The organism is Arthrobacter sp. M4, from assembly GCF_020251205.1.
In the GTDB taxonomy this organism is placed as follows: Bacteria; Actinomycetota; Actinomycetes; order Actinomycetales; family Micrococcaceae; genus Arthrobacter.
Genome location: NZ_JAIWYX010000018.1, coordinates 39,753 through 60,979, shown reverse-complemented (window position 1 = coordinate 60,979; position 21,227 = coordinate 39,753). Strand labels below are relative to the sequence as shown.

The following is a 21,227-nucleotide window of genomic DNA, read 5'->3' as shown; positions in this document are numbered from 1 at the left end:
CGAGGGTTGTGTCACCGAAGGCGGGCCCAAAGTTTGCCCCTGGTGACGCCGTCGGCGTTTTCCGGCAGCGCCCGACGTCGGCGGTCCGGTTTTCCGAGGGTTGTGTCACCGAAGGCGGGCCCAAAGTTTGCCCCTGGTGACGCCGTCGGCGTTTTCCGGCAGCGCCCGACGACGGCGGTCCGGTTTTCCGAGGGTCGTGTCATCGAAGGCGGGCCAAAAGTCTGCCCCCAGTGACGCCGTCGGCGTTTTCCGGCAGGCCGCCAAAGCGTGCTAAGATATTGAGTTTGTATGGCGCCTTTTGGGTGCCGTCAACTACCTCGTAAACAATCGTGCCACGGCATACCGCCCTAGCCGGTCTTCCCGGCCAGGGAAGCTGATGTTTGTGGCACGGGAGTTTAGGCCCGTCCTGGCAAAATCCAGGCAGGTCAAGAGACACCCCGATCAACCGTTCCGCAAGGCTCATTCCGTATGCACGTTTTCGGTCTGAGAACCGGCGCGACGCAAGGAGTAAAAATTGATTCAGCAGGAGTCGCGACTCAAGGTCGCCGACAACACGGGTGCTAAGGAAATCCTTACCATTCGTGTTCTCGGTGGTTCTGGCCGTCGCTACGCAGGCATCGGCGACGTTATTGTCGCAACCGTCAAGGACGCGATCCCGGGCGGCAACGTTAAGAAGGGCGACGTCGTCAAGGCCGTCGTCGTTCGCACCAAGAAGGAACGCCGCCGCGCGGACGGTTCCTACATCAAGTTCGACGAGAACGCAGCTGTGATCCTGAAGAACGACGGTGACCCCCGCGGTACCCGTATCTTCGGGCCGGTTGGCCGTGAGCTTCGCGACAAGAAGTTCATGAAGATCGTTTCGCTGGCCCCGGAGGTGCTCTAGTCCATGGCTAAGATCAAGAAGGGTGACCTCGTTCAGGTCATCACCGGCGCCAAGCAGGAGCGCGGCGGCGACCGCGGCAAGCAGGGCAAGGTCCTGCGCGTGTTCCCGGCAACCAACCGCGTCCTCGTGGAAGGTATCAACCGCGTCACCAAGCACACCAAGGTCGGTCAGTCCCAGCGCGGCACCAAGACCGGTGGCATCGAGGTCGTAGAGGCTCCGATCCACGTTTCCAACGTGGCCCTGGTTGACCCGACCACCAAGAAGCCGACCCGCGTCGGTTTCCGCCTCGACACCGTTGAGAAGGATGGCGTTAAGAAGACCGTCCGCATCCGCGTGTCCAAGGCAACCGGGAAGGACATCTGATGACCGAGACCACCGTAACTAAGATCGTTCCGCGCCTGAAGACCAAGTACGCAGAGACCATCAAGGAGTCCCTGCAGAACGAGTTCAAGTACGAGAACGTCAACCAGGTTCCGCGCCTCGTCAAGGTCGTTGTGAACATGGGTGTTGGAGACGCCGCCAAGGACTCCAAGCTGATCGACGGCGCTGTCCGCGACCTCACCCTGATCACGGGTCAGAAGCCGCAGGTCACCAAGGCCCGCAAGTCCATCGCCCAGTTCAAGCTGCGTGAAGGCATGCCGATCGGCGCCCACGCCACGCTGCGCGGCGACCGCATGTGGGAATTCGTGGACCGTCTGGTCACGCTCGCCCTGCCCCGTATCCGCGACTTCCGCGGCCTCAACGGCAAGCAGTTCGACGGCAACGGCAACTACACCTTCGGTCTGACCGAGCAGGTTATGTTCCACGAGATCGACCAGGACTCCATCGACCGCGTTCGCGGTATGGACATCACGGTTGTCACCACCGCCAAGACCGACGACGAAGGCCGCGCGCTGCTCAAAGCGCTGGGTTTCCCGTTCAAAACCGAAAACTAAGCACTACGTAAAAGGTCCGGCTGCGGCTGACTCCTTGCGAGTCCACCGTGGCGGAAACCCTTACGAGGAAGGGCCACAGCCCAAATGACTATGACAGACCCTGTCGCAGACATGCTTACCCGTCTGCGCAATGCAAACTCGGCATACCACGACTCCGTGACCATGCCGTACAGCAAGCTCAAAGCTCGCATCGCCGACATCCTGAAGGCCGAGGGTTACATCTCTGCCTGGAAGGAAGAGGAAGCCGAAGTCGGCAAGAAGCTGACCATCGACCTGAAGTTCGGTCCGAACCGCGAGCGTTCCATCGCCGGTGTCCGCCGCATCTCCAAGCCGGGCCTTCGCGTTTACGCGAAGTCCACCAACCTGCCCCACGTGCTGGGCGGCCTGGGTATTGCGATCCTGTCCACCTCTTCCGGCCTCCTGACTGACAAGCAGGCCGGCAAGAAGGGCGTGGGCGGCGAAGTCCTCGCTTACGTCTGGTAACGGGAAAGGAAGAGAATAATGTCACGTATTGGACGTCTCCCCATCACCGTTCCCGCCGGCGTTGAGGTCAAGCTCGACGGCTCCGTCGTTAGCGTCAAGGGCACCAAGGGCGAGCTGAGCCACACTGTGGCCAGCCCCATCGAGGTTTCCCTTGAAGAGAACACCATCACGGTTACCCGCCCGAACGACGAGCGCTCCTCGCGTTCCCTCCACGGCCTGACCCGCACCCTGATCTCCAACATGATCGAAGGTGTGACCAAGGGCTACGAGAAGAAGCTTGAGATCGTCGGTACTGGTTACCGCGTCCAGGCCAAGGGTTCCGACCTGGAGTTCGCTCTCGGCTACAGCCACCCGGTCAACGTTGTTGCACCGGAAGGCATCACTTTCGCCGTCGAGAACCCCACCAAGCTCTCGGTGTCCGGCATCAACAAGCAGCAGGTCGGCGAGGTTGCTGCCAACATTCGCAAGCTGCGCAAGCCCGACCCGTACAAGGGCAAGGGCATCCGTTACGCCGGCGAAGTCATCCGCCGCAAGGTCGGAAAGGCTGGTAAGTAATTATGGCCATCGCCATCAACAAGAAGCGCTCCAACAAGAGCAAGGCCGCTGCCCGCAGCCGCCGTCAGCTTCGCATCCGCAAGCGCATCGTCGGTACGCCGGCCCGTCCGCGCCTGATTGTCAACCGCTCCGCACGCCACATGTTCGTGCAGGTAGTGGACGACAGCAAGGGCGTTACGGTTGCGTACGCTTCCACCCTGGAAGCTGACCTGCGCGCCCTGGACGGAGACAAGACCGCCAAGGCCAAGCGCGTCGGCCAGCTCGTTGCCGAGCGCGCCAAGGCTGCCGGCATCGAGTCTGTTGTCTTCGACCGCGGTGGCAACAAGTACCACGGCCGCATTGCCGCCGTCGCCGACGGTGCACGTGAAGGTGGGCTGGCACTGTGACCGCTGAGAATAACGAAAAGGACATTCAGGTGACTGAAGCTGCTGCTGAAGCAACTGAGACCGCTGCCGCCACCGAGGACCGCCGCGGCGGTCGTCGCGGTGAGCGTGGTGAGCGTGGCCAGGGCCGCGGCGAACGCGGTGGCCGTGGTGGTCGCGATAGCGGCCGCGAGGCTGAGAAGAACCAGTTCGTCGAGCGCGTTGTGACCATCAACCGTGTCGCCAAGGTCGTCAAGGGTGGTCGTCGCTTCAGCTTCACCGCCCTCGTGGTTGTCGGTGACGGCAACGGCTTGGTCGGCGTCGGCTACGGCAAGGCCAAGGAAGTTCCGGCCGCCATCGCAAAGGGTGTTGAAGAGGCCAAGAAGTCCTTCTTCCGCGTCCCGCGCGTCGGCAACAGCATCCCGCACCGCGTGCAGGGTGAGGCCGCAGCAGGCGTTGTTATGCTGCGTCCGGCTTCCCCGGGTACCGGTGTTATCGCCGGTGGTCCGGTCCGCGCGGTACTGGAGTGCGTTGGTATCCACGACGTTCTCTCCAAGTCGCTCGGTTCCTCGAACGCCATCAACATCGTTCACGCGACTGTTGACGCCCTGAAGCGCCTGGAAGAGCCGGCCGCCGTGGCGGCCCGTCGTGGCCTGGCCTTGGACGAGGTTGCTCCGGGTGCCCTGGTGCGCGCAATCCAGAACCAGAAGGCAGGTGCCTAGTCATGGCTAAGAACCTGACTCCCTCCGACGCCAAGTTGGAGATCACCCAGATTAAGGGCGTCATTGGCGCCAAGCAGAACCACCGCGAGACTCTGCGTTCCCTCGGCCTCAAGCGCATCGGACACACGGTTGTCCGCACCGCTGACGCCGTGACCGTGGGCATGCTCAACACGGTTCCGCACCTCGTGAAGGTAGAGGAGGCGAAGTAATGGCAGAGAACAAGACCGCAGAAAAGGCGTCTGCTGAGAAGCAGAACACGCTGAAGGTCCACCACCTGCGCCCTGCTCCCGGTGCCAAGACCGCCAAGACCCGCGTTGGTCGTGGTGAAGGCTCCAAGGGTAAGACCGCTGGTCGCGGTACCAAGGGTACGAAGGCCCGCTACCAGGTCAAGGCTGGCTTTGCCGGCGGCCAGCTGCCGCTGCACATGCGCCTGCCGAAGCTTCGCGGCTTCAAGAACCCGTTCAAGGTCGAGTTCCAGGTTGTGAACCTGGACAAGATCAGCGAGCTGTACCCGGAAGGCGGCGCAGTGAGCGTCGAGTCCCTGGTTGAGAAGGGTGCGGTTCGCAAGAACCAGCCCGTGAAGGTGCTTGGCACCGGCGACATCACCGTCAAGGTTGACGTCACGGCCAACGCCTTCTCCGCCAGCGCGGCAGAAAAGATCGCAGCAGCAGGCGGCACCACCACCGTTCTCTAATGAACGGTGGGCTGAGGCCCGTTGCCTAGGAGCTCCCGTTGCGGGGACCATCGGTTCCCCGCAACGGGAGTTCTTTTTTGTCCGCCCGGCTCCTATTTGTCGCCGCCCGGCGCACAGCCCGCGCCTGCCGATTGTTCGCATGGCGCATCGAGCCGTTAGACTCGGTTGTTGGGTTTTTCTTAAATCCGCCTACGTAGTCGTCATATGACAGTTTCCACTTACATTCAGGAGGACGCTTGCTTAGCGCATTCGGCCGGGCGTTTCGTACACCTGATCTGCGACGCAAGCTGCTGTTCACGCTGGGAATCATCACCATCTTCCGCTTGGGTGCATTCATCCCCTCGCCTGGTGTGAGCTACCAGAATGTCCAGCAGTGTCTTGCCGCGGGCCAGGCGAACCAGGGTCTGTACCAGCTGGTGAACCTCTTCAGCGGCGGAGCGCTGCTGCAGGTGTCCATCTTTGCGCTGGGCATCATGCCTTACATCACGTCAAGCATCATTGTTCAGCTGCTCCGTGTGGTTATTCCGCGGTTCCAGCAGCTGTATGAAGAGGGTGCTTCCGGCCAGTCCAGGCTGACGCAGTACACGCGGTACCTCACCATTGCGTTGGGCCTCCTGAACGCCACCACGCTGGTGTCCCTGGCACGCTCAGGCCAGCTGCTTCCCAACTGCCAGCTGCCGATTATTCCGGACAGCAGCATTGTGACCACCATCCTGATCATCATCACGCTGACCGCCGGAACCGGCCTCATCATGTGGATGGGCGAGCTTGTCACGGAGAAGGGCGTCGGCAACGGCATGTCCTTGCTGATCTTCACGTCCATCGCCGCCGGTTTCCCGACTTCCCTTGGCGCCATCTGGAACTCCAAGGGACCAGGCACGTTCTTCACGGTGCTGGCGATTGGACTCCTGACGGTTGCGCTGGTGGTCTTCGTTGAGCAGTCCCAGCGCCGTATTCCGGTCCAGTACGCCAAGCGGATGATCGGCCGGCGCACGGTGGGCGGCACCAGCACGTACATCCCCATCAAAGTGAACATGGCCGGTGTTGTTCCCGTCATCTTCGCTTCATCGATGCTGTACCTGCCGGCGCTGGTTGCCCAGTTCAACCAGCCGCGCAACGGGGAGCCGATCCCGGGCTGGGTTGAGTGGATCAACAACAACCTCACCAGGGGCGACCACCCCATCTACATGGCGCTGTACTTCGCCATGATTGTGTTCTTCACGTACTTCTACGTCGCGATCACCTTCAACCCCGAAGAGGTGTCGGACAACATGAAGAAGTACGGCGGGTTTATTCCGGGCATCCGGGCGGGCAAACCGACCGCGGACTACCTGCAGTATGTGCTTTCCAGGATCACCCTGCCCGGCGCCATGTACTTGGGCTTCGTGGCGCTGATTCCTTTGGTGGCACTCGTCCTGATCAATGCCAACCAAAACTTCCCGTTCGGTGGTACGTCAATCCTGATCATGGTGGGTGTCGGCCTGGAAACCGTCAAGCAGATTGATGCGCAGCTACAACAACGTCACTACGAAGGGCTTTTGCGATGACGAGAATGTTGATCATTGGACCTCCCGGATCGGGCAAGGGAACCCAGGCGGAACGGATTTCCGCACGCCTCGGCGTTGTGCCGATCTCGACGGGGGACATCTTCCGTGCCAACGTCAAGGGCGAGACTCCTCTTGGCATCGAGGCCAAGAAGTACATGGACAACGGTGACTTTGTACCTGACAGCGTCACCAACAAGATGGTCCGTGACCGCCTGAGCGAGTCCGACGTCGAAAACGGCTTCTTGCTGGACGGTTACCCCCGCACGGTTGCCCAGGTGGAATACCTGGACCAGATCCTTTCCGAAGGAGACGAAAAGCTCGACGTCGTCCTGCAGCTCACGGCCGACGATGAGGAACTCGTCAGCCGCCTGCTTGGCCGCGCGAAGGAGACTGGGCGCAGCGACGACAATGAAGCCGTCATCCGCCACCGTCTGGACCTTTACCACGAGCAGACCGAAGCTGTGGTGGCCCAGTACGCCGACCGCGGGATCCTGACGCAGGTTGATGGGATCGGCGCCATCGACGAGGTCACCGACCGCGTCCTCCAGGCAATCGAGGCTGCGCAGGCCGTCTAGCAACCGGCTGTCCACAACGCGGTCCTGCCTGCTAGGCTGCCAAAGGGTGTGTCCCGTACCATGAGTGCGGGACGCACCCTTTGTCGTATGTCCGGGACCCTGGCGCCAGAACAAGGCCAGCGCTGGAGTCCCGGCAACGCGGGAAGGCGTGCAGACCTTCGGACACGATGAGCAGGCACGATGGGGGACAAGATCATGCTCACAGCTACGGGCCGAAGTGCGCGGATCGCCGGCCTTGAGGTGTACCTCCCGGCGGGAAGACTGGACACAGCCGCCGTCGAGGGCCGGCTTCGCCGGGAGAGCCCGAATTTCCGGCTACCCAAGGGCCTCATCCAGCGCGTTACCGGCATCCGATCCCGGAGCATCATGGCGGACACGGAACAGGCCTCGGACCTCGCCGCCAGTGCAGCGGCTAAAGTCTTGGCGGAATGCGGGCTTCAGGCTCCTGACGTTGATCTGCTGATCTTTGCCTCGGCCAGCCAGGACATGGTTGAGCCTGCCACGGGGCACATGGTTGCTGCGAAGCTGGGCCTTGGCTGTCCCGTGATGGACGTCAAAAACGCGTGCAATAGCTTCCTCAACGGCCTGGAGGTTGCAGATGCCTTCATCGCTGCTGGTCGTTACAACCGCGTCCTGATCACCGGGGGAGAGTCCCCCTCCCGCGCCGTGCGCTGGTCCGTCCCAGACTTCGAAACCTTTTCGGCAGCATTTCCCGGCTACACGATGAGTGACGGTGGCTGTGCCATGCTCCTTGAAGCGGTCCCTGCAGCGGATGCTTGCCAATCTGATACGACGCCGGGGATCCTTGGGACAGCTTTCACGGCTAAAAGCAGCCACTGGTCGGTGGGAACGCTGGCCGCCGGAGTTCGGCGTTTCCGCGGGACCCGGAGGCCAGCTATTTCAGCATGGACGGGGAAAAGCTCAAGGACGCGTTCCTGGACCTGGGCAGTGAACTGTTGTTGGAGACCCTGGCAGGTCTCGGTATGGCATGGGAGGACTTCGCGGTTGTGTGCGTTCACCAGGTCAGCGCTCCGTACCGGGATGTATTTGCCGAGAGGGCGGGAGTGCCACCTTCCCTGCTGGTTCCGTCCGTCGAGGATTTTGGGAATCTGGCCTCTGTTAGCCTCCCGCTGCAGCTGAAACTGGCCCTCGACGCCGGACGGTGCGGACCGGGCGACCTGGTGGCTTTGGTGGGGCTTGCCGGAGGCGTCAGCCTGGGCATGGCAGTGGTTCGGCTATGACTGAGGCAACAAACCTCGCACAGCCGGGCCGGGCGAGCCGCGGTTTGTGCGTCGCCATTCCAGCGCTCAACGAAGAGAAACTCGTTGTGCAGACCCTGCAGTCCTTGGCCCGGCAGACCTTTACGGACTTCACTGTTGTGGTGGTGGACAACGGTTCCACTGACCGAACTTGTGAAATCGTGAGGGATTTTGCGGCCACCAATCCATTCATGGATATTCGTTTGATCCACGAGCCAGTCAAGGGGACGGGTGCGGCAGCGGATACGGGGATGCGCTTCGGTGCCAGTTGCGGAGCGCGTTGGCTCGCCAGGACCGACGCGGACTGCCTGGCGGCCCCGGATTGGCTGGAGAAGATCATGGCCGCCTTCGGCGAAGGCCTGGAATTGGTGGCGGGACAACTGGTGCCCAGGGAGGATGAAGGCACGACGGCGGCAGAGCGTCGCCTGATGCTGTTGGCCGTGGAGGTAGCGTCGTTCTTCGGCCGGATCCGGCCGGGCAACAAGGGCCGCGGCTACTTGGGCCCTTATCAGATGCTGCCGGGCTGCAACATGGCCATCACATCAGAGCTGTACCTTCGATCAGGGGGCTTTCCGCGAACCAGGATCGAGGATCTGCACGAGGATCGCGCGCTTTCCAACAGTGTCAGGAAACTGACCCGCTCGTACGGGCTCCGGCGGGATGTAGTGGTGTACGGATCGTCCCGCAGGGTCAAAGCCTGGGGCCTCAAAAACACGCTCGCCTGGTACGCGGACCACCGTTACAAGCCGGACGTTGTGGATATCCGATGACTAAGTTGGCGTTGTGGGAGCGCCGGGTCCAACTGGGGGCGCATCCTTTTCTGTACCCCGGTATCAGGAGCCTGGGCTACCTCCGCCCTGTACTGAGGATCCCTCGGCTCGAAGTCCTTGTCAGCGAAGCCTCCCTGGTCCGCCAAGTCCTCATGGATCACGACGGATTCGTGAAGGATGGTCCTTCGGCGTCAGGAGGGCTGTGGACCCCGGTGGTGGGTCCCAAAGTGCTTCTCAACATGGACGGCGCCAGCCACTTGGAGCTGCGCAGGCGCCTCAATGGACTGTTCACTCCGCGCTCGGTGGCAGCCATAGTGGAACCGGGAGCCCAGCGTCTCCGCCAGGTCTTCCGCCGGGAATTGGGCGCAGGTGCGACCGTCGACGTAGTGGGGGCGGTTAAGGACCTCGCCGGTGGGGTGATCTCCCGCTTGCTGGGCGTCCCCGAGGACGCGCCGGGCAGACTGCCGGACAGGGAGTTGTTTGATCTGGGTTCCTCCATCACATCCCTGGTGCGCCTTGGCCGTCCCGAACTCACGCCGGCGCAAGTGGCGAAGGGGCGGGCCGCCGTCGAACTTTTGGCCAGGCCGGCGCGCGCCGCCTACCGGGACAGCGCGCCCGGTACCTTTCCCGGGCGTCTCCGGGAGCTGGGCATGACGGAAGAGGAGGCCATGGGAATCCTCTGCGCGTTCGTGATTGTTGGTACGGAAACGTTGGTCTCATTTATCCCCCGGCTGATCGCCCTCGTGTCCGATAGTGGCCGGGTGGCAGAGCTTGCGGCCGACCGGACCGGGCTGCCGGAAACCATCAACGAAGCCCTGCGTTTCACTGTGCCATCGCCAATGATGCTTCGCGACGCAGTGGAGACGCGCGAGCTGGCCGGAATTCGAATCCGACCCGGAGACAGGATCCTGCTTTCGACCATCCACGCCGCGAAGAGCCTGGGCCATTTCGACCCGGCCCAGCCAACACCTCCACAGGCCCGGCAGCTGTGGTTCGGGGCGGGTGCCCACTTTTGCCTGGGGATGCCCCTGGCCATGGCTGAGATCAATTCCACCCTTGACGCGTTGCTGGACCTGTACCTTGAGCGGCCGTGGCGGATCACGGCACGCAAGGTCAAACGGAGGGTACTGATTCCCGGTTACGAGAGGCTGGAACTTGCCCATGGGCGATAGGGATCGAACGGACGGCGGCAATCGAACGGACGGCGGCAATCGAACGGACGGCGGCAATCGAACGGACGCGCAAGATCAGACAGGGAGCAGCAGCGCGCCGCAGCGGAACGCAGTCAGCGGTGCGGACCTGGTGGCCGCCGTCTTCGAGGCGGCCGAAAACTTCCCCTCACATCCAGCCATCACCGGCCTCGGCAAGTTCGGGCCGGCCAAATCCGGCCTGACCAAAACCGGGCCGGCCAAATCCGGCCTGGCCAAATCCGACCCGTCCGCACGCCAACTGCAGCCCGGACGGACCATCAATTACGCCGATCTCAAGGCAGGCATCGAGGCCACCGCCCGGGGCTTGAGGTCCGATGGCTTCGGGCCGGGGGAACGCATGCTTTTCTCCGTGCGGCCCCAGCCCGGAAGCTTTTATCCTTGCCCTGGGTGCCGTCCGCGCAGGTGGCTCAATCGTCTTTATCGACCCAGGTATAGGACCAACGTTGTTTCGGGACCGGACCCAACTTGCCGGACCCCGATGGGCGGCGGCTGAATCCCTCCTCTATTCCTTGAGCGCGCGCGGACCGTTGCGACCCTTGGCCCGTCGCAGGGGCTTGCTCCTCCCCAATTACGGCGCCATGGATGTCCGGCACTACTACGCAGGCCCTTGGCTGCCCGGTGTGCCATGGGGAGCCACATCCTTGAAACGGCTGGCTGCCGGTGGAGCGGTACGCAGTGCCGATGCTGCGGTTGGCGATTCCCCGAAAACCGCACCCCACCAGCCCTGGCTCCTGCCGACGTCGGACCCTGAACAGGAAGCCGTCATCATCTTCACGTCGGGGACTACTGGGGATCCGCGCGGCGTGGTCCACAGCGGCGGCTCCCTCGCAGCGGCATTCGGCCAGCTGAGCGAGCGCTGCACTTTCGCCCCGGGCGATCGGATCCATTCGGAGCAGCTGATGATGGGGCTGCCCGCCCTGGTGGCCGGCGCCCATTGGACAATGCCTGCCTATGGCTTCTCGGCGCATGTTGACCCGCTGAAGTTGGCGGCGGAGCTTGGGCCGGCCTATGGGGAAGGGCACACCATCCGTGGTGCGACGCACCTGTTCCTTGTGCCATCCCAACTGGCGCCGATCCTGGATGCCGTGGAAGCCGGATCAATACAACTGCCCAGTACCCTGCAGACCATCATGCTCGGCGCTGCCCCTGTATTGGCACCGTTCCTCAAGCGGGCCATGGGGGTGCTTCCCGGCGTCGATTTCAAGCTCATCTATGGAATGACGGAAATGCTTCCCATCGCGATCGCTGACGGTGCCGAGAAGCTCGCGTTCGCGGAGGGCAGCCAAGCGGAGTTTACGACGCCGGACGGCAGCGGAGAGGGCGACTTCCTCGGTGCTCCGCTCCCCGCCGTGAGCATCAGGCTCACGGAGCACAACGAACTGGTGGTCAGTGGAGCCAACATGTGCCGCAGTTACCTGGGTCAAGGTCCGCTGAAGGAGCACTGGACGGGAGACCTGGTCAGGCTAGATCATGGCGGGCCGGACGGGCAGGCGCGATTGGTGATGCTCGGACGGAAAAAGGACATGATCATCCGAGGCAAGACCAATATTTACCCGGCCCTGTACGAACCGCTGCTCGCTGGAATCGAAGGCGTGGCCCAAGCCGTGATGGTTGGCCTCACTGACCAGATCGGCGACGAAGCCGTGTGGCTGGCCGTCGCCGCCGCCGCCGGCCAGGATGCGCGAAGCCTCGAGGCGAGGCTCCGCCGCGAATTGCCGCACCTCATCGACCAAACCGCGCTCCCTGACAGAATCGTCCTGGTTGACAACATCCCCACATCGGGCAGGCATCGCAAGCCGGACCGTGCGGCCTTGCGAAGGTTGCTGGCAGCGGAAAGCCCGACGCCGGCAGGGGCCTTTTCCGGGGAGCCCCAGTGAGGATCGCGGTCACCGGAGCCACGGGATTCGTGGGCGGTGCCATCGCAGCCGCGGCAGAAGGCCGCGGTTGGGAGGTGGTCCGGTTCGCAAGGAAACATGGAAACGGACTGACGTTTTGGGATCTCACACAAGACCCGCCAACGCGCCTGCCCGTTGTCGATGCAGTGGTGCACGCGGCCGCCCACGTGGCGGATTGGGGGGACCGGGCCGTTTTCCACCGGGTCAACGTCCAAGGGACACAGGCCGTCGCGGCGGCCTACCACGCCACACGCTTTGTCCACATCTCCAGCTCAAGTGTCTACCCCTGGTGGGAGGCGTGCGTGGACAGGGCAGAAGACGAGGTAGCTACCCGGCACCTCAGTCCCTATTCGTACACAAAGGCGCGTGCCGACGTCGAGGCCCGCAAGCACCCCAACTCGGTAGTGCTCCGACCGCACGGAGTCTACGGACCAGGAGACCGAACGCTGTTGCCCAGGATGCTGGCCAACATCGGCCGGGTCCCCGGTGCTTGGCGCCCCGTTCTGCTCAGTGTCGGGCATGCCGGGATACTGCATCAGCTAACCCATATCGACAACCTCGCGGCTGCCGCGCTCGCGGGCTGTGAATCGGGTCTGCGGGGAGCCGTGAATGTCGCCGACGCCGAGCCCGTTGCGCTCGGCCACGTTCTCCGGGAAGTCCTGCTCGCCGTCGGCCGCCCTGATGTTTTGGTCCGCTACCTGCCGTGGACCACGGCCATGACCGTTGCCACGGCCTCGGAGGTACTTGCCCGGTTAATGGGGCGCCCGCCTAGACTGACACGCTATGCTGTCAGCCAACTGGGCATGCAGCGGACCTACAATTTGGACCGGCTACACGAAGGTCTGGGAGTAGCCCCGGTTCGGACCACGCTTGTTGATGCGGGAAAATGGTTGGAGAGCGTGGACTGATTCGTCCGCTGCAGGCAATCACACTCACAGTTACCCAGAGGAGACCATGGCGTTCGGCCAGCCCCGTATCGAGTACAAGAACAACGCCCAGATGCGCAAGATGCACGAGGCCGGACTGGTCCTGAGCCGTGCACTCGACGCGGCTGTGGCAGCGGTGAGGCCGGGTGTCACCACCCGAGAGCTGGACGCGGCGTTCGCCGCCGTCCTGAACGATGCCGGGGCCAAATCGAACTTCCTTGGGTATCACGGCTTTCCGGCCACCATCTGCACGTCGGTCAACGAGGAAGTGGTCCACGGCATCCCGGGCGACCGGGTCCTGCAGGACGGCGACATCATTTCGATCGACGGAGGCGCGATCGTGGACGGCTGGCATTCAGACTCCGCACGGACCGTGATCGTGGGCGCCGCGGATCCCGAGGACCAGCGACTCTCCGACGTGACCCATGAAGCGTTGTGGCACGGGATCGCCGCCTTGGCCAAGGGAAAATTTGTTGGGGATATCGGCTGCGCCGTGGACGATTACGTTTCATCCGTCCCCGGCAAGCCATTGGGAATCCTGGAGGACTACGTTGGGCACGGCATCGGCTCCGAGATGCACATGGCGCCGGACGTCCTGAACTACCGGACCAGCCACCGCGGTCCCAAGATCCGCCCGGGCCTGTGCCTGGCCATCGAGCCGATGCTCGTCCGCGGCGGTATCGAAACAGCCGTCCTGGACGATGATTGGACTGTGGTCACCACTGACGGCGCGCGTTCCTGCCAATGGGAGCACTCAGTGGCCGTGCATGAGAAAGGCATTTGGGTGCTGTCCGCCCCCGACGGCGGTGCGGAGCGCCTTGCACCGTTTGGCGTGGTTCCGGTCCCAATTCCCTAGTTCCAATTCCCTGGGTCATGGGCAAAACAAATCCCCGGCGGCGCTGGAGTTCCAGCGCGGCCGGGGATTTGCTTGTCCGGGGAAGTCCGGCTACTTCTTCAGCTTGGGCTGGACATCCTTGGTGTAAATGCCTTCCAGCGTCTTCCTGAGCTCGGTCATGGTTTCCTTGACGTCGCCCTTCTGGGTGAGGATCTTGGCGGCTGCCTTGGCCATTTCCTGGTCTGCACCCGGCAGGAACACACGAGCGTTGTCCTGGACCTTGGTGGCGGGAAGCTGGTCCATGGCAGTCTTGATCTGTGGCGTCTTGGCCAGCACAGCGGTCATGTCAGCGGAGACGCGCGAAGGCATGTAGCCGGTGGCGGCGGAGAACTGGGCGGTATTCTCCGGCTCGGTCATGAATTTCAGGAATGTGGCAGCCGCCAACTGTTCTTCCTTACTGATGCCACTAGGGATTCCCAAGCCGGCACCACCGGTGGGGCAGACGCCTGAAGCCACAGCCGGGCCGCCGGGCAGGAAACCTACGCCAACGTTGAATTTCGCCGACTTGAGTACGCCCAGCAGCGATCCCGTCGACGAAATGGTGGTGGAGGTGACGCCGGCTGCGAAGTCGTCCGCTGCTTCCTTGGAGGAGACGCCGGCCCAGCCATCCTTGAAAATCGAGTCCTGGGCCCACTGGAGTGCCGCCACGGATTCCGTCGAGTCGCAAGTGATGTCCCAGCCCTTGGACCAGCCGCCGCCCCAACCCCACAGGTTGTTCTGCAGCGTCCATCCCGCGTAGCCAGCCAATGCAGGGTATAGGTAGGCGTACTGCGCACCTGAGCTCGCCTTGAGCTTGGGAGCCCATTCAGCGAATTCCTGCCACGTAGCCGGTGCACGGTCCGGGAGGCCGGCGGCAGCGAAGTGGTCCTTGTTGTAGTAGAACAGCGGCGTGGAGCGCCCATAGGGGAGGGCCCACTGCTTGCCGTCATATTGGTAGTCCTGGACCAGTGACTTTTGGAAGTCGTCTACCTTGATGTCCAACTGCTTCACCAGGCCGTCGAGCGGGATGATGGAGCCGTTGATGAAGTAGCGGAACCACCAGACATCGGAGAGGACAACCAGGCCAGGCAGCCCGGATTTCGCGGCCTGGGAGGTCTGGAACTTCTGTGCGATCTCCTCATAGTTGGAGCCCGCGGTGACTAGGTTGACCTTGATGTCCGGGAACTTTGCTTGGAACTTCTCGATGATCGCCTTCTCCACGTCCTGGGACTTGCCCGGGTGGTTAGTCCAGAAGTCGATCTTCGCAGCGGGCTTGACGCCGCTGAAGTCTATGGAGTCGTTTGTGGCGACTGCGGCTGGGCCTCCGGTGGACGGCCCGGCGCAGGCGGCGAGGGCGGCGGCACTTGCGCCAAGGCCCGCGAGGGCCAGGAAACCGCGGCGGTCAAAGGTGGATGACATGTGTGTGGGTCCTCTCAAGGATTTGATGCGATGCGGAGAAATGTGTTTCAGGAGTAAAGCGGGGGGTTCCTAGCCGGTGACGCTGCCCTGGGTGAGTCCTGCCACGATGTACCGCTGAAGGGCCGCGAAGATCAGCAGGATGGGGACAATCACCAGTACGGCACCGGCCATCAGGATGCCCCAGCCCGCACCATTGCCCTCGGAGTTCTGGAGCAGCGTGAGGCCAACGGGCAGCGTCATGGTTTCGGGCCGGTCGGTGATGATGAGCGGCCAGATGTAGTCATTCCACTCGCCGACCACGGTCACCAGTCCTACAGTGGCGATCGATGGAACGGACACCGGCACGATGATCTGCCACAGACGGCGCCAATGTCCGGCTCCGTCGATTTCGGCTGCCTCCAGGATCGACCCCGGAAGTGTCATGAAGTGCTGGCGCAGCAGAAACGTGCCGAATGCTGTGCCCAGTCCGGGAAGGATGATGCCCCACAGGGTGTTCTTGCCGCCCAGACCGGCGATGAGGACGTAGTTGGGCAGGATGCTGACCTGGGCCGGAACCATGAGTGCCACCAGGATGATCAGGAAGATAGCCTTCTTGAAGGGAAACCGGACGAAGACCAAGGCATAGGCAGTCAGGATTGCCAACAGCACTTTGATGGTGGATCCCACGATTGTCACGATCAAGCTGTTCGCGAAGAATTGCGCGAAGGGCACTGTGGTCATTGCTGTCCGGTAGTTGTCCAGTGACGGTGCCTGGGGGAGCAGCTGAAGGTTCGTGGTGACAATCTCGCCCGGCTGCTTGACGGAACTCAGCACCATCCACAGCAGTGGAAGCACAACTGCCAACGTGGCAAGCGTCAGGGGCAAGTAGCCAGCAACCACAGTCTGGGCAAGGTTGGCACGCGAGAATGGTCCGGGAAGCGGCCTCGCCGGGGAAAGTTCGGACGCCAGCGGGCGGTTTGTTTTCAGCAGGGCGCGGCTCACGAGTAGTGCACCTTCTTCTCGACGAAGCGAATCTGGAACACCGTGATGATGAGCAGAAGCGCGAAGAGCACCACGGAGATGGACGCGGAGTATCCGGCCCGGTTGAATGCCCCGAAGGCCTGGAGGTAGGCCTCGTAAATGAGCGTGCTGGTGCCGTTCCCGAGCGGTGTCATGATCCTGATCAGATCGAAGGCCTGCAGAGAGCTGAGCATCGTGGTGATCAGCAGGAAGAACGTAGTGGGCGACAGCAGCGGAAGCGACACGGAGAGGAACCGCCGAACCGTGCCGGCACCATCGAGGGCCGCAGCTTCCATCACGTCCCGGGGAAGCGACTGCAGCCCGGCCAGGAAAACCACCGCACAATAGCCCAGGTTCTTCCAGACGTAGACGATCATTACCATCACCAGGGCCAGTTGGGGATCGTTGATCCATTGCGGGCTGCTGAGTCCTACGCCGCGCAGGATCCAGGACAGCACTCCGTAGCCGGGATCGAAGATGAACAGCCAGACGAGGCCAACGCCTACGCCGCTGAGGACGTATGGCGCGAACACTGCTGAGCGGGCAAGCGTCGTGCCGCGAACTTTGGCATTGAGTGCCAAGGCCAGGAGCAGCCCGAGGACCATGGATCCGCCAACTGTCACTGCTGTGAAGGTGAGCGTGGTCCCCAGGACCTTGCCGGCGTCGTCGCTTGTGAAAAAGGTGACGTAGTTGTCCAGGCCGACCACGGTTGCCGACGGTGAGCCGAGCGTCCAGTCCAGCGTTGAGTAATAGATGTTGTTGATGAGTGGCCAGTAGGTGAAAACGAAAATGAGGGCCAGATTGGGCAGGGCGAGGGCCAGGAACACCAGGAAGTCGCGTCGGCTGCGGGCTGTCCATCGCTTGCCGGCCTGGCCGTTGAACCCGGGCCATATGCCCCTGCGGGACTGTTCCACGGCCTCAATTTCATGCTGCCGCGTCGGCGTAGTGAGTTGGGTAGTCATAGGTCTCTCACGGGGATGATGACTGGGGGGAACGCGGGCGCAGAAAGGCCGGCGGTAACTTCACCTCACCACAGCTCGTGGGTTGGTTAGCACCAAAATTGACTCCGTGCGGGATTGTTGTCCAAGCTTTCGGGGACCGTTCACTGATCGTTCGGTGAGCGGTCCGCGGGAGTTTGATTTCTGAGTGACTGCTATCACTTTGCTGTGAGGGAAGGGCTGGCGCGAACTCCCACGAGGAGCAGAATGAGGGCATGGCGCAGAGCGAACAATCAATACCCAGCGCGGCCGCGAGCGTGAAGCCGGGCGCTGATCCACACCAGGGCATCACGGCGGTTCCGGGGATAAGGGTGGGGCATGCCGGGCGCATGGGCGACGGCTGGCTGAGCGGCGTGACGGTGGTGTTGCCCCCGCCGGGAACCGTTGCTTCGGTGGACGTCCGTGGCGGCGGACCAGCAACCCATGAGACGGATGCGCTGGACCCTTCGTCCCTGGTTCCTACCGTGGATGCCGTGGTGCTGACCGGGGGGAGTGCCTATGGGCTCGCCAGTGCCGGCGGCGCCCAGCGTTGGTGCGAGGAGGATGGCAGGGGATTCGCGGTTCCCGGTGGAGTTGTGCCGATCGTGCCCGCGGCAGCGATCTTCGACCTGGGTCGAGGGGGCGAATTCACTGCCAGGCCCGACGCCGCCATGGGTTACCAGGCAGCCGCCGCAGCCGCGGCACAGCAGGAAGGGCACGACGTCGAACGCGGCAACGTGGGTGCCGGCACCGGAGCGCTGGTTGCCCGTGGTCAATTCAAGGGCGGAGTTGGGACCGCCGCCATCACGCTGCACGGTATTTCTGCCGGCGGTCCAGTCACAGTGGGGGCGATCGCCGTCGTCAACGCTTTGGGGTTTCCCGTGGGGCTCCCGACGGCGGCCGCGGCTGAGCGGCGCTCCACCACTATGTCGCCGCCGGCGCCGCTCAATACGACCCTCGTGGTCGTGGCCACTGATGCGGATTTGGATCCCGCCGGATGCAGGCGGATGGCCTCTGCCGCGCATGCCGGCATCGCCCGGGCACTCAACCCATCGCACACCCTGGCAGATGGCGACACGATTTTCGCGCTCGCCACGGGAGCCACCGTGCTGGAACGAGGGACCTCGATGGCGCAGCAGGTGGGCCTCATCACGCTCCACAGTGCGGCGGCCGACGTGGTCAGGCTGGCCATCCTTGACGGTGTCTCCGCCGCGGAAAGCGTGGTCACTCCCGCCGGGACGTTCCCCTCCTATACCCAAAGCGCTGGGGACACTGCGTGACTTTCGGGACACGGTTGGGCTACCATGAGCGGATTTAACATTCGCTCTGTTTTGGCGTAGTGTTGTCTGTTGGTTGTCTGCCCTGACGTGTCCATTTAACAGAACTCAGAGTTTGTTTTATGGAGTCGTATGGCCGCGGCAGCCAAAAACCCAAAAACGTCCGTGGATTGTCCGGTGCTGCCGGAGAGCCGCGGCAAACAACAGTTAGCGGAGGATATGGCCAAGAAGGACGGGGTCATTGAGATCGAGGGCGTTGTCACGGAGGCGCTGCCCAACGCGATGTTTCGTGTTGAGCTCACCAACAAGCACATCGTTCTCGCACACATCTCTGGGAAGATGCGCCAGCACTACATTCGGATTCTTCCTGAGGACCGAGTAGTGGTGGAGCTTAGCCCGTACGACCTCACTCGAGGCCGTATCGTCTACCGCTACAAGTAAGTAGCTGGGCGGTGGCTTAGGCCGCAAGCCGCTTCAGCTGATCAACTGCAACACGCAAAGGAAAGCCATGAAGGTCAAGCCGAGCGTCAAGCAGATCTGCGACAAGTGCAAAGTGATCCGCCGTAACGGCCGGGTCATGGTGATCTGCGAGAACCCGCGCCACAAGCAGCGCCAGGGCTAAGTTCCGAATGGAACTTCCGTGTCCGGAAACGGAAGCGGACCCTGGGTTGCTTAACCCACGCAAGTAAATAAAGGCAGCACAAGCTGAGCTGGGACATTGAGTCGTAACGAGCCCGGACAGCGTACCCCCGGTCGGAGGCTGGGGCCACACGGATAAGTGTGGGTGTACTGCCTACGACCTCCGGTTTATTCAAGGAGTACCGCCACTATGGCTCGTCTCGCTGGCGTAGACATTCCCCGCGAAAAGCGGTTGGAAATTGCGCTTACTTACATCTACGGCGTGGGCAAGACCCGTGCGCACGAAACCCTGGCCGCCACCGGCATCAGCCCTGACGTCCGCGTCAAGGACCTGACCGACGCCGAGCTGGTCCAGCTGCGTGACTACATTGAAGGCAACTACAAGGTTGAGGGTGACCTTCGCCGTGAGGTGGCCGCCGACATCCGCCGCAAGGTTGAGATCGGCAGCTACGAGGGCCTGCGCCACCGCAAGGGCCTGCCCGTACGCGGTCAGCGTACAAAGACCAACGCCCGTACCCGCAAGGGTCCGAAGCGTACCGTCGCCGGCAAGAAGAAGGCTGGCCGCTAAAAATAGCGGTTGCCTTCCCCGATAACTTTCTGTAGGAGAAATTAATGCCCCCGAAGACTCGTGGAGCTGCGGTTCGCAAGCCGCGTCGCAAGGACAAGAAGAATATCGCGCTTGGTCAGGCGCACATCAAGAGCACCTTTAACAACACCATCGTGTCCATCACGGACCCCACCGGTGCTGTGATCTCCTGGGCTTCCGCCGGTGAGGTTGGCTTCAAGGGCTCCCGCAAGTCCACCCCGTTCGCTGCCCAGATGGCTGCCGAAGCTGCTGCCAAGCGTGCCCAGGAACACGGCCTCCGCAAGGTCGACGTGTTCGTCAAGGGTCCGGGCTCCGGACGCGAGACCGCAATCCGTTCGCTGCAGGCCGCTGGCCTCGAGGTTGGCTCCATCCAGGACGTCACCCCCAGCGCCCACAACGGTTGCCGCCCGCCGAAGCGTCGCCGCGTCTAACTAGGTTTTCTTGCCCAGCCCCGGACCCGTCCGGAACAGCCACGGCTGTTCCGGACTAGGTCTGGATCGGGCTGGAAACCGAAGTCGATTTCCACCACCAGTGTTGCGTCATATAGCGGATGCTCGCCGAAAGGAAACCTAAGTGCTCATTGCACAGCGCCCTACCCTGACCGAAGAAGTTGTATCCGAGAACCGCTCCCGCTTCGTCATTGAGCCGTTGGAGCCGGGCTTCGGCTACACGCTCGGCAACTCCCTCCGCCGTACCCTGCTCTCCTCCATCCCCGGTGCTGCCGTAACCAGCATCCGGATCGATGGCGTGCTGCATGAGTTCACCACGGTTCCTGGTGTCAAGGAAGATGTCACTGAGATCATCCTGAACATCAAGAACCTCTCGGTGTCCTCCGAGCACGACGAGCCGGTTGTTGCGTACCTGCGCAAGCAGGGCCCCGGAGTCGTCACCGCCGCGGACATCGCTCCGCCGGCCGGCGTCGAATTCCACAACCCGGATCTGCACATTGCCACCCTGAACTCGAAGGGCAAGTTCGAACTCGAACTGACCATCGAGCGTGGACGTGGCTACGTTTCGGCCGCTCAGAACAAGTCCGGTGATTCCGAGATCGGCCGTATTCCGGTCGACTCGATCTACTCTCCGGTCCTGAAGGTGACTTTCCGCGTGGAAGCCACCCGTGTTGAGCAGCGTACCGACTTCGACCGCTTGGTTGTCGACGTCGAGACCAAGCCGGCCATCGCCCCGCGCGATGCCGTGGCCTCGGCAGGCACCACCCTGGTGGAGCTGTTCGGTCTGGCTCGTGAGCTGAACACCGCAGCTGAAGGTATTGAGATCGGCCCTTCGCCGACGGACGCTGCCCTGGCAGCGGACATGGCTCTGCCGATCGAGGACCTGGACCTGACGGTCCGTTCCTACAACTGCCTCAAGCGTGAGGGCATCCACACCGTGGGTGAACTCGTTGCCCGCTCCGAGGCTGACCTGATGGACATCCGTAACTTCGGTGCCAAGTCCATCGACGAGGTCAAGGCGAAGCTGGTTGAACTGGGCCTGTCCCTCAAGGACTCCCCTCCCGGTTTTGACCTGGCAGCCCGCGCCGCAGCCATCGAAGAGGACGACGCCGCGTTCAGCGACGACGAGCTCTAACAAGCAGATCTTGGCCCCCGGGTCCTTCAATGGACCGGGGCGGCCTTCACAACAG

The 21,227-nt window shown here is 62.7% G+C and carries 26 protein-coding genes and 1 pseudogene; 24 read left to right on the top strand and 3 right to left on the bottom strand.

Features of this window, described 5'->3' with window-relative positions; translation table 11 throughout:
- The first annotated feature begins 514 nt into the window (after positions 1 to 514).
- The 18 genes and pseudogenes from rplN to map all read left to right on the top strand — a co-directional run bounded on the left by rplN (position 515) and on the right by map (position 13,673).
- Complete coding sequence (gene rplN, locus LD110_RS20405) at positions 515 to 883, top strand: 50S ribosomal protein L14 (RefSeq protein ID WP_043119386.1); 369 nt, start codon at positions 515 to 517, stop codon at positions 881 to 883.
- Between the two features lie 3 nt (positions 884 to 886).
- Entirely contained in the window at positions 887 to 1,246 is a 360-nt protein-coding gene (gene rplX, locus LD110_RS20400; RefSeq protein ID WP_225501643.1) for a 50S ribosomal protein L24, read from the top strand.
- Positions 1,246 to 1,818, top strand: coding sequence for a 50S ribosomal protein L5 (gene rplE / locus LD110_RS20395; protein WP_225501641.1), 573 nt, complete (start codon positions 1,246 to 1,248; stop codon positions 1,816 to 1,818). Before rplX ends, rplE begins: the two co-directional genes overlap by 1 nt.
- 84 nt (positions 1,819 to 1,902) lie before the next feature.
- Positions 1,903 to 2,301 carry a 30S ribosomal protein S8 gene (rpsH, locus tag LD110_RS20390; RefSeq protein ID WP_225501639.1) on the top strand — a complete coding sequence of 133 codons (399 nt, stop codon included), beginning with the start codon at positions 1,903 to 1,905 and terminating at the stop codon, positions 2,299 to 2,301.
- A gap of 18 nt (positions 2,302 to 2,319) precedes the next feature.
- Positions 2,320 to 2,856, top strand: coding sequence for a 50S ribosomal protein L6 (gene rplF, locus LD110_RS20385; protein WP_225501637.1), 537 nt, complete (start codon positions 2,320 to 2,322; stop codon positions 2,854 to 2,856).
- Between the two features lie 2 nt (positions 2,857 to 2,858).
- Entirely contained in the window at positions 2,859 to 3,242 is a 384-nt protein-coding gene (rplR, locus tag LD110_RS20380) for a 50S ribosomal protein L18 (protein WP_225501635.1), read from the top strand.
- Between the two features lie 29 nt (positions 3,243 to 3,271).
- Positions 3,272 to 3,940 (top strand): 30S ribosomal protein S5, encoded by a 669-nt coding sequence (rpsE, locus tag LD110_RS20375; protein ID WP_225501654.1) that lies wholly within the window; start codon positions 3,272 to 3,274, stop codon positions 3,938 to 3,940.
- 2 nt (positions 3,941 to 3,942) lie between these two features.
- Positions 3,943 to 4,149, top strand: coding sequence for a 50S ribosomal protein L30 (rpmD, locus tag LD110_RS20370; protein ID WP_225501633.1), 207 nt, complete (start codon positions 3,943 to 3,945; stop codon positions 4,147 to 4,149).
- Positions 4,149 to 4,634 carry a 50S ribosomal protein L15 gene (rplO, locus tag LD110_RS20365; protein WP_225501631.1) on the top strand — a complete coding sequence of 162 codons (486 nt, stop codon included), beginning with the start codon at positions 4,149 to 4,151 and terminating at the stop codon, positions 4,632 to 4,634. Before rpmD ends, rplO begins: the two co-directional genes overlap by 1 nt.
- 236 nt (positions 4,635 to 4,870) lie before the next feature.
- The gene (gene secY / locus LD110_RS20360; RefSeq protein WP_225501629.1) at positions 4,871 to 6,181 is read left to right on the top strand and encodes a preprotein translocase subunit SecY; all 1,311 of its coding nucleotides are present in this window, start codon (positions 4,871 to 4,873) and stop codon (positions 6,179 to 6,181) included.
- A 5-nt stretch (positions 6,182 to 6,186) separates the two neighbouring features.
- Complete coding sequence (locus LD110_RS20355; RefSeq protein WP_225501653.1) at positions 6,187 to 6,756, top strand: adenylate kinase; 570 nt, start codon at positions 6,187 to 6,189, stop codon at positions 6,754 to 6,756.
- Between the two features lie 180 nt (positions 6,757 to 6,936).
- Positions 6,937 to 7,458 (top strand): annotated as a pseudogene (locus LD110_RS23970) (3-oxoacyl-ACP synthase III family protein); the annotation flags it as partial.
- A gap of 203 nt (positions 7,459 to 7,661) precedes the next feature.
- Complete coding sequence (locus LD110_RS20345) at positions 7,662 to 7,997, top strand: 3-oxoacyl-[acyl-carrier-protein] synthase III C-terminal domain-containing protein (protein WP_225501627.1); 336 nt, start codon at positions 7,662 to 7,664, stop codon at positions 7,995 to 7,997.
- Positions 7,994 to 8,785, top strand: coding sequence for a glycosyltransferase family 2 protein (locus LD110_RS20340; RefSeq protein ID WP_225501625.1), 792 nt, complete (start codon positions 7,994 to 7,996; stop codon positions 8,783 to 8,785). Before LD110_RS20345 ends, LD110_RS20340 begins: the two co-directional genes overlap by 4 nt.
- Positions 8,782 to 9,957 carry a cytochrome P450 gene (locus LD110_RS20335; protein ID WP_225501624.1) on the top strand — a complete coding sequence of 392 codons (1,176 nt, stop codon included), beginning with the start codon at positions 8,782 to 8,784 and terminating at the stop codon, positions 9,955 to 9,957. The genes LD110_RS20340 and LD110_RS20335 overlap by 4 nt, the downstream gene beginning before the upstream one ends.
- A gap of 353 nt (positions 9,958 to 10,310) precedes the next feature.
- The gene (locus tag LD110_RS20330) at positions 10,311 to 11,873 is read left to right on the top strand and encodes a class I adenylate-forming enzyme family protein (protein ID WP_225501622.1); all 1,563 of its coding nucleotides are present in this window, start codon (positions 10,311 to 10,313) and stop codon (positions 11,871 to 11,873) included.
- The gene (locus tag LD110_RS20325) at positions 11,870 to 12,799 is read left to right on the top strand and encodes an NAD-dependent epimerase/dehydratase family protein (protein WP_225501620.1); all 930 of its coding nucleotides are present in this window, start codon (positions 11,870 to 11,872) and stop codon (positions 12,797 to 12,799) included. Before LD110_RS20330 ends, LD110_RS20325 begins: the two co-directional genes overlap by 4 nt.
- A 46-nt stretch (positions 12,800 to 12,845) precedes the next feature.
- On the top strand, positions 12,846 to 13,673 hold the full coding sequence (gene map, locus LD110_RS20320; protein ID WP_225501618.1) for a type I methionyl aminopeptidase: 828 nt from the start codon (positions 12,846 to 12,848) through the stop codon (positions 13,671 to 13,673).
- Between the two features lie 90 nt (positions 13,674 to 13,763).
- Here map and LD110_RS20315 read toward each other — a convergent pair whose 3' ends face one another.
- The 3 genes from LD110_RS20315 to LD110_RS20305 all read right to left on the bottom strand — a co-directional run bounded on the left by LD110_RS20315 (position 13,764) and on the right by LD110_RS20305 (position 17,071).
- The gene (locus tag LD110_RS20315) at positions 13,764 to 15,110 is read right to left on the bottom strand and encodes an ABC transporter substrate-binding protein (RefSeq protein ID WP_225501616.1); all 1,347 of its coding nucleotides are present in this window, start codon (positions 15,108 to 15,110) and stop codon (positions 13,764 to 13,766) included.
- 69 nt (positions 15,111 to 15,179) lie between these two features.
- Positions 15,180 to 16,079 (bottom strand): carbohydrate ABC transporter permease, encoded by a 900-nt coding sequence (locus tag LD110_RS20310; protein WP_374200372.1) that lies wholly within the window; start codon positions 16,077 to 16,079, stop codon positions 15,180 to 15,182.
- An 8-nt stretch (positions 16,080 to 16,087) separates the two neighbouring features.
- The gene (locus LD110_RS20305) at positions 16,088 to 17,071 is read right to left on the bottom strand and encodes a carbohydrate ABC transporter permease (protein WP_225501614.1); all 984 of its coding nucleotides are present in this window, start codon (positions 17,069 to 17,071) and stop codon (positions 16,088 to 16,090) included.
- A 365-nt stretch (positions 17,072 to 17,436) separates the two neighbouring features.
- Here LD110_RS20305 and LD110_RS20300 point away from each other — a divergent pair, with 365 nt between their 5' ends.
- The 6 genes from LD110_RS20300 to LD110_RS20275 all read left to right on the top strand — a co-directional run bounded on the left by LD110_RS20300 (position 17,437) and on the right by LD110_RS20275 (position 21,172).
- Positions 17,437 to 18,366: a P1 family peptidase gene (locus LD110_RS20300; RefSeq protein WP_374200371.1), complete on the top strand. Its 930-nt coding sequence runs from the start codon at positions 17,437 to 17,439 to the stop codon at positions 18,364 to 18,366.
- Between the two features lie 216 nt (positions 18,367 to 18,582).
- Entirely contained in the window at positions 18,583 to 18,804 is a 222-nt protein-coding gene (infA, locus tag LD110_RS20295) for a translation initiation factor IF-1 (RefSeq protein ID WP_009358723.1), read from the top strand.
- 67 nt (positions 18,805 to 18,871) lie between these two features.
- A complete protein-coding gene (rpmJ, locus tag LD110_RS20290; protein ID WP_011775570.1) occupies positions 18,872 to 18,985 on the top strand; it encodes a 50S ribosomal protein L36 in 114 nt (37 codons plus the stop codon).
- A gap of 207 nt (positions 18,986 to 19,192) precedes the next feature.
- Positions 19,193 to 19,570, top strand: coding sequence for a 30S ribosomal protein S13 (gene rpsM / locus LD110_RS20285; RefSeq protein WP_021472434.1), 378 nt, complete (start codon positions 19,193 to 19,195; stop codon positions 19,568 to 19,570).
- A gap of 44 nt (positions 19,571 to 19,614) precedes the next feature.
- Positions 19,615 to 20,019, top strand: a complete 405-nt coding sequence (rpsK, locus tag LD110_RS20280) for a 30S ribosomal protein S11 (RefSeq protein WP_225501610.1) — start codon at positions 19,615 to 19,617, stop codon at positions 20,017 to 20,019.
- 142 nt (positions 20,020 to 20,161) lie between these two features.
- The gene (locus LD110_RS20275) at positions 20,162 to 21,172 is read left to right on the top strand and encodes a DNA-directed RNA polymerase subunit alpha (protein WP_225501609.1); all 1,011 of its coding nucleotides are present in this window, start codon (positions 20,162 to 20,164) and stop codon (positions 21,170 to 21,172) included.
- The last annotated feature ends 55 nt before the right edge of the window (positions 21,173 to 21,227 follow it).